The organism is Candidatus Sulfotelmatobacter sp. (assembly GCA_035498555.1).
Lineage (GTDB): Bacteria > Eisenbacteria > RBG-16-71-46 > RBG-16-71-46 > RBG-16-71-46 > DATKAB01.
Map to the genome: position 1 here is coordinate 15,564 of DATKAB010000006.1, position 10,054 is coordinate 25,617.

Here is a 10,054-nt window from a genome sequence, read left to right on the forward strand (position 1 = left end):
CGCGCGCCGCGCGCGGCCGCGCTACTTCGCCTGCAGCGCGGTGGCGGTGCGTTCGAGCGCCGCGCGGATCGGCTCGACGCCGTCGCGCCACGCGTGCGCGTCGTGCTCGAGCACCGCCTGGCCGAGACGCGGCAGCGGCACCGCGGCGTAGCCGGTGTTGAGCCCCGGCGCGTAGATCTCGTTCAGGAACCAGGTGCGACCCGGCAAGCCCGCGCCGATGAAGTTGCGCTCGGCGCCGATCAGGAGCCGGTTGGTGCTCGCCGCACTCCCATCCGGCCACACGCCGCGGGTGAGCGCGCGATCCACCGCGCTCTCGAGCGTGCGCCCGGCATCGCGCAAGTGCGTGGCCGCGGCGCGCAGCGCGGTGAGATCGGCCTTGAGCTTCGAGGAATCGGCGAGCGCGGCGTTCACGTCGTCGGCCCGATCGTCGAGCGTCTGGATTTCCTCGAGCGCGAAATTTCCGGTCTCCGAGTAACGCAGCGGAATCGCTTCGGCTTCGGCGAGCCGCAGCGCCAGCCGCGACCAGATCTCCACCATCGCGACGTGGTAGGCGTAGCCGGGATCCACCACCCGGTCCATGAACGCGAAGTCGTCGTACTGGGAGTGGTAGACGCCGCCCACGCCTCCGAAGCCGAGATTGCACGAGGCGATGCCGAGACGATCCTCGAACGCAGTGTAGTCGGAACCGCTGCCGAGCGAGCCGGGCATCGGCACGAAGATCTGCTCGGGCTCCCCGCGCCAGCGGCGTTCGCGATTCCTGCGCGCCCAGTCGGCACGGCCCTCGTTCTTCAGCCGATCCGCCCACACCTGCCCGACGCTCGGGCCCTTGCCGGGGTCCTTCACGTCGTTGATGACCTCGGTGATCACGTCGCCCAGGGCGTGCGCGCCGCTGACGCCGAAATCGTGCCCTCCGACCGCGGCGTCGACGTTGACGTAGGCGACCGCCTTCTGCTTCAGCTCGGCGGCGTTGGTCTCGCACCATTCCGTCGAGCCGAGCAGGCCGTACTCCTCGCCATCCCACGAGCACAGCACCAGCGTGCGGCGCGGCCGCCAGCCGTTGCGGGTGAGCGCGCCGATCCCGCGCGCCACCTCGAGCATGGTGATGGTGCCGCTGTTGGGATCGTTGGCCCCGTGGACCCACGCGTCGCGATGATTGCCGCCGATCACCCATTGATCGGGCGCTTCGCGTCCCTTGAGGGTCGCGATCACGTTCCAGATCGGCCGCACCGAATAGTTCTGGCCGATCTTCATGTGCACCTTGGCCGGCCCGGGACCCATGTGATAGGTCAGCTCGAGCCCGCCCTGCCAGGCGTCGGGGACGCGCGGCCCGTCGAGCGCGAGCAGGATCTTCTTCGCTTCGCCCCACGACAGCGGGATCGACGGAATCTTCGGAATGCCCTTGACCTCGGAGGGCTTGAGCCGCTTGCCCTTGTCGGTCGAGCCCCAGCCCGGCGTGGTCGGATCTCCCGGGCCCTCCGACAGGTACTGGACGCTGCCGCGCTGGATCGCGTCCTCCGGGCGGCCCTGGCCGCGCGGATAGACGTCGTCCCTGGCGAAGCCGTCGTCGGCCGGATCGCTGTAGATGATCACCCCGGCGGCTCCGGCGCGCTCGGCGTTGCGCACCTTGAGCCCGCGGAAGTTCCTTCCGTACCTCGCCAGCACGATCCTTCCGCGCACGTCGATGCCGACCTCGGCGAGCTTCTTGAAGTCATCCACGTCGCCGTAGTTGGCGTACACCACCTGCGCGGTGACCTCGCCGGCCGCGCCATAGCCGTGAAACGCCGGGAACGCGTCGCGATCGTAGGCGTCCTTGTCCCACTGCAGGCCGCGCTCGCGCGTGGCGAGCGGCGTGGCGGTGGGCTCGGTCAGCTCGAGCACCGGCTCGGCCGGATAGTTGAGGTAGACCGGCACCGCCTCGAGATGCGCATCCCAGCCGTAGGCGATCAGCCGGTTGCGCACGTACTCGGCGTCGGCGAGATCGGCGGGCGTGCCGGCGACATGCGGCGTCTCGGTCAAGATCCGCAGGTGGCGGCGCAGCGAGTCGGGCCGGATACCGGCGTCCAGCGTGGCCTCGCGCGCGCGCTCGGCCGGCACGTCGGCACTGCGGAAGCCGAGCAGGCTTGGAAGCGGCGCCTGCGCCGAGGCGCGCGACGCGACGCCGAGCCGCAGCAGCCCCAATGCCACGACACCGCTCGACAACACGGATGCGATTCGCCGCGCGGAGGTCGGGGGCATGGCGGCGGAGTCTAACTCTTCGCGGCGGCCGGCCGCGCGGCCGCCAGATCGAGCCACTGGACGCGTTCGGCATAGAGCGCGCGATCGGCCTCGGCCAGCGTCTGGTGCCGGCCGCGGTGGCAGGTCACCACCAGCACCTGGTGCTGCTGCGCGAAGTGCTCGATCAGAAGCTTCATGCCGAGCTTGGCACGCGTGTCGTCGCTGCTCGCGAATGCGTCGTCGATCAGCATCGGCAGCGGCGCCTTGCCGCGCGACAGGTACTCGCTCACTGCGAGGCGCACCGCCAGATAGAGCTGGTCGCGCGCGCCGGCCGACAGCGTCTGTACGGCGCGGCCGCGCGCCATCTGCTGCCCGGTCACGGTCACCGAGAAGTCGAGGTCGTCGCCGAATCGCACCTGTTCGACCACCGCGCCCACGCCGGCGAGCAGCTCGGCGACCCGGGTGTTGAGGTGGTCGGCCCAGCGCTTGTGGGTCTCCTGCGCCACGGTCGAGATGGTCTCGCGCGCGATGTCCACCGCGCGGCGAAAGCGGCGCGCGCGGGCCAGCGCCATCTCGGCGCGCTCGAGACGCTCGGCTTTCTCGGGCTGCTCGGTGTGGTAGCGGCTCCAGGTCCGATCGATCTCGAGGCGCAGATCGTTCCGCTGCTGTTGCACCTTCTCGAGCGCCTCGCGCTGCGTGCGGCTCTCCTGATCGATCTCCGCCTGAGCGCGCGCGCCGGACGCACCCGCGCTGGCGCCCTTGGATTGCAGCATCTCGAGCTGGTTCTCGAGGTCGGCGCGTGACTTGTCGGGCAGCACGCGCCGCTTCGCCTGCGGGATCAGCTCGTTCTCGAGCGTGGCGAGCCGCGACTTGCTCTTCGCCCGTTCGGCGAGCTGCTGCACCTGCGGTCCCCACGGCTGCGCCGCGTCGTAGGTCAAACCCGCCGCGGCCAGGATCTTGACCGCCCGCTCCTTCAATCCGGTGGCCGACGCTTCGGCGACGCGCTTCTCGTCGTCGATCCACGACCAGCTCTTCTCCGTGTCGGCCATCCTCTGGCGGATGCTCGCGAGCTTTCGGACGCCGGCGGCCAGCGCCTCGAGCCGTTCGGCGGTGGGCTCGCCGCCGCCGGCGCGCGCCAGCAGGCCGCGCGCTTCGTCCACCGCGCTGCGTTTCCGTGTATCGAGCGAGCCGAGCTGCTGCTGCGCGCGCGTGACCGGCCCGCTCTCTTCCTGGAGCTGCGCGTATTCGCCCCAGTCGCGCATCAGCTCGACCGGATCGCGGTAGCCCATGCTGCGCGACAGCTCGCTCAATCCGACCTCGGTCTCTGCCCGCTGGCTGCGCAGCTGGTTGAGCCGCCGCTGCGCGTCGCTGAGCTGCCGCAGCGCCAGCTCGCGATCGTCGCTGCGCGCGCCCGCGGCGTTGCCCAGCAATCCGCCGCCGACCAGCAGCAGCACCGCGGCGCCCCCGAGCAGCACCACGCCGAGCGGCCCGCCCATCTTGAACGCCATGAACACACCGCCAGCGATGCCGAGGCTGACCCCGCTCGCCAGCAACACGAGGCCCGGCAGCCGCCGCGAGGTCCGCAGCGAATCGATGCGCCGCAGCATGTCGGTGCTCTCGGTTCGGGTGCGCTCGAGGTCGGCGACCTCGGTCTGGAAGGCCAGCGCCAGTTCGGACTGGCTGCGCAGCAAGCGCTGCTGGTCGGGCGAGAGGCGCTGGAAGCGCCCACCGAGCTGCTGGATGCGCTCGGGCTCGACGCCGCGGCCGGCCAGCGCGTCGCGCAGCCCGAACACCTCGGTGCGCAGCTTCTGGTCCTCCTCGCCCACCCGGCGCATCTCCCCGGCCAGCGCCACGGCGCGGTCGGCGTCATCGGGCTCGCACGCCGAGTAGATCGAGAGCGATTCGGCCTCGGCCGCGAGCGCTCCACGCTCGCGGGCCTGCTCTTCCTTGCGGCGCGTTTCGAGCGATTCGAGACTCTTCAGCGCCTCTTCGTGCTTGGCGACGGTTTCGCGCAGGTCGGCCTCGGCGTTGGCCGGTATTTCGGCGGCCACCGACAGGCTCTTGACCTCGTCCTCGAGCTGTTCCAGCTCGGCCTGGTGGCGGCGATTCTCCTCGAGCTGGCGGCGGATCTCGCCGGCCAGCGCCTCGCGCCGCTCGGAGTCGAGCGTGTCGAGCACGGCGCGCGCGTCCTTCTCGGCGTCGCTGAGCTTGCTCAGTCGCTCGAGCGGCGCCTGAATCTGCGAATAGTCGTGCTCGAGCTGCTTCAGCTCGCTCTCGAGCAGACCGGTCATCATCTCGAGCCGCTTGACCGCGTTCTCGACGGTGAGCGTCGAGTCCAGCTCGCGGCTGGTGTAGTTGGCGGCGGCCGTGGCCAGCACCTGCAGCGCCTCGGTGGCGTTGGTGTCGCCGACACGCGTGTCGGCCGCGTTCTCGAGCCGCGCATGGAGCGTGGACATGCGGCGCGCCTTCTCTTCGCCGGGCACCACGCCTTCGAGATCGTTCTGGCGCACCAGCGCACACTTCTCGAACTCGAAGAGGTCGAGGCCGAGCAGCTTCTGCCCGACCGGATAGAGGTCCTTGCCGGCGCGGAACTCGGCGGTCACTTCCTGTCCCTTGTCGTTCCAGACTTCGACGCCGCCGCGCGCGAAGTCGCGCTTGATGGTGTAGCGCGTGCCGTCCTCCTCGATGTCGAGTTCGACCCGGTAGCTGCCGCCGTCCCAGGGCCGCCAGCGATCGAGCGGCGTCATCACGCGATGGGCGCGCTTGTCGTCGTCGAGCCCGTACAGCGCCGCCGTGATCGCCGCGATCAGGGTCGACTTGCCGCGCTCGTTGTCGTCGACGATCAGCGTCAGCCGCCCGGGATCGAACGAGAACTCGCCTCGGAGCGCTCCGAAACCGTCGGCCTTGAGGCGCAGGAGCTTCACGCGCCGAGGTCCTCGTAGGCCGGCATCACCTCGCGCAGCTTGAAGGCGTCGAGGCCGTAGTAGAGCGCGCTCTCGAGCACCGCCTTCTCTTCGGGATCCTTCTCGGCGTCAATGCGGTCGAGCAGGGCCCTCGCGAAACGCGCCTCGGTGGTCGAGGGCTCTTCGCGCCGATAGCGATCGAGATCGTAGTCGGGGCGCACGCGCTTGAGGTCCACGCGCAGGAAGAACGCGCGGCGCTGCATCTCGGCGCTGGCGCCCGCGTAGCGCAGCCCGTGCGCGAGCCGGCCCTGGAGCCGCACCTGCGCCAGATCCAGCTCGCTCACGCCGGCTTCGTCGAGCGCTTTCTGCACGCGGCGGTCCACCTGCTCGGCGCTGGAGCAGCCGCTGATGTCGGCGTTGAGGTCGAAGGTGCGCCGGCGATCGAGCGCGATCGGCTCGACCTCGATCATCGGTTGGCGCCCGCCGTACTCGACCCGCACCTCGAGCGCGCCGTGTTCGCCGGTCTCGGAGAGGTCGAGGGCGATCGGCGAGCCGGCATAGGCGAGCCGCACTCCGGCCGAGGCGCGGCCGCTCACGCCGCGCCCCGTGGTCGAGGACATGTCGCCGCCCTTCTGCTCGATGCGCGACGGCACGTGGTAGTGGCCGACGGCGTGGTAGGCGAACGGCGAGTGCGCGATCTCCTTCTCGCTGAAGGGGGCGGTGACCTTCTGGCCCGGCGGGCATTTCTCCTCGTTCGAGCCGTGGAACATCGCGATTTCGAGACCCTGGGCGTCGGCCGAGTCCGGCAGGATCACCGAGCCCTCTTCGAGGGGGCGCGACGTGGAGACGGCGCTCGAGGTGAAGCAGCGGCCGTAGACGTGGACGCTGCTGAGATTCGGCACCGTGGCCGCGCTCCAGTTGGCGGTGGTGAAGATGTGGACGGTCTCGGGCCAGCTCCAGCCGCGCGCCTTGAGCATGCGCGCGCTCCACAGGTGCGAGCTCTCCGACCAGGGATCGTGGTTGCCGGGCGTGATGAACACCGGCGGGCAGCCCGGGACCTCGAACACCTTGACCGTGAACGCCATGGTCTCGGCATCCACTCCGTCGGCGTCGAACAGGTCGCCGGGAATCAGGATGGCGTGGATCCCGCGCTCGATCGCCTCGCGCACCGCGCGCTCCAGGGCGCGGCGCTGATCGGCGCGGCGCTCGGCGCGCTTCTCGGCGGGCAGCCATCCGAAGCTGCGGCCGAGGTGGAGATCGGAAATCTGGAGGAAGCGGGCAACGGCCATAGGGCGCGAAACACTCCTCGTGAATGATCGCGTGGAGCCGTAACGGTCGCGACAGTGCGCGATTGCCCGCCAAAATAGCAGGCGGCAAGGGGGGCGGCAATGCCCGGGTGTCCCCTTCACGCTACACTGCCGGCTCGCCATGACCCGGACGCCGCCGCCGTTCCCCGCGCCCGCCGCCCAGTTCGAGCGCCATTTTCGCTGGCGCTGGTGGGCGATCGTCGGCTTTCTCGGCCTGATGCTCGGGCTCGCAGCGATGGCGCTGGCCTCGATCCTGGTGCCGCCGCGCATCCTTGGCGGCGTGCCCGACGACGACGACGCGCGCGCGGCGTGGGCGCTGATGCCACCGGCGATGGACGTCGGGTTGCTCGAGCTGCGCTTCGATTCCGAGCTGGGCGTTTCCTCGACGCCGAGTGGCCGCGTGCATCCCGATCAGCTGCGCCGCGCCGAGCGCGCCGAGTCACTGCTGGTGGCAGCGCTGCGCCGGCACCCCGATGACCCGCGGCTCCACGCCGCGATCGGCCATCTCGATCTGGTGCGCCAGAGCCCGCATCACGCCGAGCAGCGCTACCTGGCCGCGGTGGATCTGGCGCCGCACCACGACGAGGCGCGGTTGGGGCTGGGCGTGACTCTGGCGCGGCTCGCGGCGCTCGAAGCCGATCCGATCGAGCGCCGGCGCCTCGAGCTGCGCGCCATCGCGCAGCTCGCCGCGGTGCGCGACCAGGCGCCGGTGCGGCTCGACGCCGTCTACGACCGAGCGGTGCTGCTGGCGCAGGTCGGACGCGCCGAGGAGGCGCGGAAATGGGCCGCCCTCTACCTGGCGAGCGACTCCTCCAGCGCCTGGGCCGCCCAGCTGCGCGAGAGGGTGCCGGGAAGCTGAAGCGGGCCCCCGGAATCACTGGCACAAACCGCCCGGAAGCGGCTAAGGTACCCGCCCGGCCGCCGGCCCGCTCGGGCCGGATTCAGCCAGGCACGCGGCCTCGACACGCGACCGATCACCCGACCGGAAATCCTGAAGGAGTCTCGATGCGGTTCTGGCGTTCGCTGGGAATGCTGGCGTTGGCGATGATTGTCCTCGGAGGATCCGCCCGCGCCCAGGGCCAGCCACCCGCGCCTTCCACGCCGCCCGCGCCCGCAGCGCCTCCGCCCGCCACCGGAACCGGCGCGCCTCCGGCCACCGCGCCGACCGCCACGCCGGCCCCGAAGCCGAACGCGAAGGCTCCCAGATCCAGCCAGAGCCGGATCCCGACCCGCCGTTCGTGGATGATGGGTTTCAGTTACGGCTACGGCTCGGCGAATTTCATTGGAGCCGGCAAGGATGCATTCGTCGCGCTTCCGCCCGACGGATTCAGCGACCAGAGCCGCGAGTCCGCGCCTCTGGTCCAGTTCCGCTTCGCCTACGCGATCAGCCACAAGGTCGCCGTCGGTTTCGAGCGGATCGACTGGAGCAAGAAGATCAACGGCGACCAGTGGAAGCTGAGCGCCACCACCGCGATGGGGACCTGGTTCCCGACCGCGGGCGGCTGGTATCTGCGTGGCGGATGGGGCGTGGCCAGCGCCCACGACAAGCACTTCCCGGTCGAGGACAGCAACGCCAACATCCAGTACTCGGATGACGGCTTCGCGTTCGTGGGCGGCGCCGGCTACGAGTATCGCCTGTGGAAGCGCTGGAGCCTCGCGCTGCAGGCCGACTATGTGTACGGCGCCCTGGGCGAGAACACCGCGTTCAACTATCCACTCGGCAGCCTCGGGCTCAATTGGTGGTTCTAGCGGTGCGGCGCGCTCCCGCCCGGCGCCCCGTAACCCAGCCCGCGTAGCAAGAGGGTCGCGTTCGGCTCGCCGGGCTGCAGGCGCAGCATCTGCAGCGCCGCCTCGCGCGTGGTGGTGGTGTCCCCGAGCTGCGACGAGACCGCGGCGAGCCCGCTCCAGGCGTTCAGGTCGTCGGGCGACTTCTCGAGCATGCGCCGGTAGATCTTCTGCGCCGCCGGGTAGTGGCCCTCCTCGGTTTCGGCGACCGCCCACTGATGCAGGATGCGCGGGCTCGGCGCGGTTTCGGCGGCATGCGCGAAGGCCGTCGCCGACGCCTCCCAGCGCTGCAGCCTGAAGTTGCGGATGCCGAGAAAGTCCCAGGTGTTGCCGCGCTCGGTGTCGGTGCGCGGCGGCGGCTCGGCAACGATCGCCTCGACGCGCTTCAATCCCCGATCGAGATCGCTCTGCAGCACCAGCCACTGGAAGCTCGGCACCGCCGCCGCCAGTGCCAGGCCGAGCGCCAGCCACGAAAACCGCGGGGCGCCGCGTAGCGACTCGCCCGCCATCCACGCGCAGGCCGCAGCGGTCGCGGCACCCGCGCAGGCGAAATCGTCCCAGTCGCGGAACATGCCCTGCGCCGGATGGAGGAACGGGATGACGCCGACCAGCGGCACCACCAGCGCCGCGAGCAGCAGCGCCTCGCGCTTGCGCGGCAGGGCGCGCGCGCTGATCGCCAGCGCCGCCAAGGCCGCGGGCAGCAGCGGCGCCAGCATCAGCAGCAGACTGGCGAGATCGGCCGGGCGATTGCCGTAGAACGCGGCGCGCAGCGGCCCGCCCTCGAGCTTCACCTCGGCGGGGGTGAGATGGATCGCGTCCCATCTCAGGAACGTCGCGACCAGCTTCGGGACCATCAGGCCGAACATCGCGATCGGAATCGCGAGCGCGATCCACGTCGCCGGGCGCTTCCATGCGCCGGAGGCTCCGTGCTCCCTTCCCCACAACGCCCAGGTCGCGATGCCCAGGGGTGCAAAGCCGATCGCCGAGCGATGGAGCGTCAGGCTCAGGCCGAACAGAATGCCGAACGCGAGCGGCGGCGCACCGGTGCGCAGCGCCCGGATCGCGAGCCAGACGAGGGCAAGAGACAGGACGCTCAGCTCGGCGAACGCCTTGCTGTAGCCGGTGAACATCGAGAGCGCGCCGCTCCACCAGGCGATCGCGGCCACCGCCACCACCGTGGCGCCGCGCACTCCAAGCGTGCGCGCGAAGCGGATCGACAGCGCCGCGAGCACCGCCGCTTCGACCGCGCCGACGGCGCGCGCGGCGCTGTTGGCGTCGAAGCCGAGACCGTCGATGAGTTGCGTGGGCAGCGTGACGTGCAGGAAGACGTCGAGCGGCAGCGCCTGCGGGAAGAGCAGCCCGGGCTTTCCCGCCTCCTCGACCGTTCCCTGCCGCAGCAGGAAGTCGCCGACGAATCGCACCCGATCGGGAAGCGCGAGCACCACGCCCGCGCCGATCGGGGCCGCGATCAGCGTCGCGCGCCACGGCGCGTCCACCAGCGTGTCGCCGAGGCGCGCGAGCGGCGCGGCGAGCGGCCGAGCCAGCGCCGGAATCAGCGCGGCCGAGGCCAGCGCCCACAGCGGCCAGCCGGGCGCGGGCGGCAGGAAGCGGAGCGTGTTGAGGCCCCACGCCGCCATGCCGTGCGTCGCGCCGAGCCCCGCGCGCAGCGCGGCCATGAGAACCAGCGCCGCCAGCGCCGCCCAACAGGCGCGCGTCGCGACACCCTCGGGCATCGCCGGTAGCGCGGCCGCGCGCTCGGCCGTCGCCGCGGCACGCGCCGGCTTCGACGCGCCGCGCATTCGCGCGGCGGACCTGCGCGGATCGCCCGGCCGCGCGCTCATTCGA

General features: G+C 71.2%; 6 protein-coding genes. 2 read left to right on the forward strand and 4 right to left on the reverse strand.

Annotated features, from left to right (window positions below; all coding sequences use genetic code 11):
- Positions 1–21 precede the first annotated feature (21 nt).
- The 3 genes from VMJ70_00845 to VMJ70_00855 form a co-directional block, all read right to left on the reverse strand.
- On the reverse strand, positions 22–2,184 hold the full coding sequence (locus tag VMJ70_00845; protein ID HTO89651.1) for a M28 family metallopeptidase: 2,163 nt from the start codon (positions 2,182–2,184) through the stop codon (positions 22–24).
- Between the two features lie 62 nt (positions 2,185–2,246).
- On the reverse strand, positions 2,247–5,138 hold the full coding sequence (locus VMJ70_00850; protein HTO89652.1) for an AAA family ATPase: 2,892 nt from the start codon (positions 5,136–5,138) through the stop codon (positions 2,247–2,249).
- On the reverse strand, positions 5,135–6,406 hold the full coding sequence (locus VMJ70_00855; protein HTO89653.1) for a DNA repair exonuclease: 1,272 nt from the start codon (positions 6,404–6,406) through the stop codon (positions 5,135–5,137). The genes VMJ70_00850 and VMJ70_00855 overlap by 4 nt, the downstream gene beginning before the upstream one ends.
- 139 nt (positions 6,407–6,545) lie before the next feature.
- On the opposite strand from VMJ70_00855, the gene VMJ70_00860 reads away from it, so the two are divergent.
- Positions 6,546–7,283, forward strand: a complete 738-nt coding sequence (locus tag VMJ70_00860; GenBank protein HTO89654.1) for a hypothetical protein — start codon at positions 6,546–6,548, stop codon at positions 7,281–7,283.
- 146 nt (positions 7,284–7,429) lie between these two features.
- Positions 7,430–8,173 (forward strand): hypothetical protein, encoded by a 744-nt coding sequence (locus VMJ70_00865; protein HTO89655.1) that lies wholly within the window; start codon positions 7,430–7,432, stop codon positions 8,171–8,173.
- Here VMJ70_00865 and VMJ70_00870 read toward each other — a convergent pair.
- Entirely contained in the window at positions 8,170–10,050 is a 1,881-nt protein-coding gene (locus VMJ70_00870) for a tetratricopeptide repeat protein (GenBank protein ID HTO89656.1), read from the reverse strand. The genes VMJ70_00865 and VMJ70_00870 overlap by 4 nt on opposite strands.
- Between the last annotated feature and the right edge of the window lie 4 nt (positions 10,051–10,054).

Coding starts and splice junctions, on each gene's coding strand:
- VMJ70_00855 (HTO89653.1), bottom strand. CDS start 6,406: ATGGCCGTTGCCCGCTTCCTCCAGATTTCCGATCTCCACCTCGGCCGC.
- VMJ70_00860 (HTO89654.1), top strand. CDS start 6,546: ATGACCCGGACGCCGCCGCCGTTCCCCGCGCCCGCCGCCCAGTTCGAG.
- VMJ70_00865 (HTO89655.1), top strand. CDS start 7,430: ATGCGGTTCTGGCGTTCGCTGGGAATGCTGGCGTTGGCGATGATTGTC.
- VMJ70_00870 (HTO89656.1), bottom strand. CDS start 10,050: ATGAGCGCGCGGCCGGGCGATCCGCGCAGGTCCGCCGCGCGAATGCGC.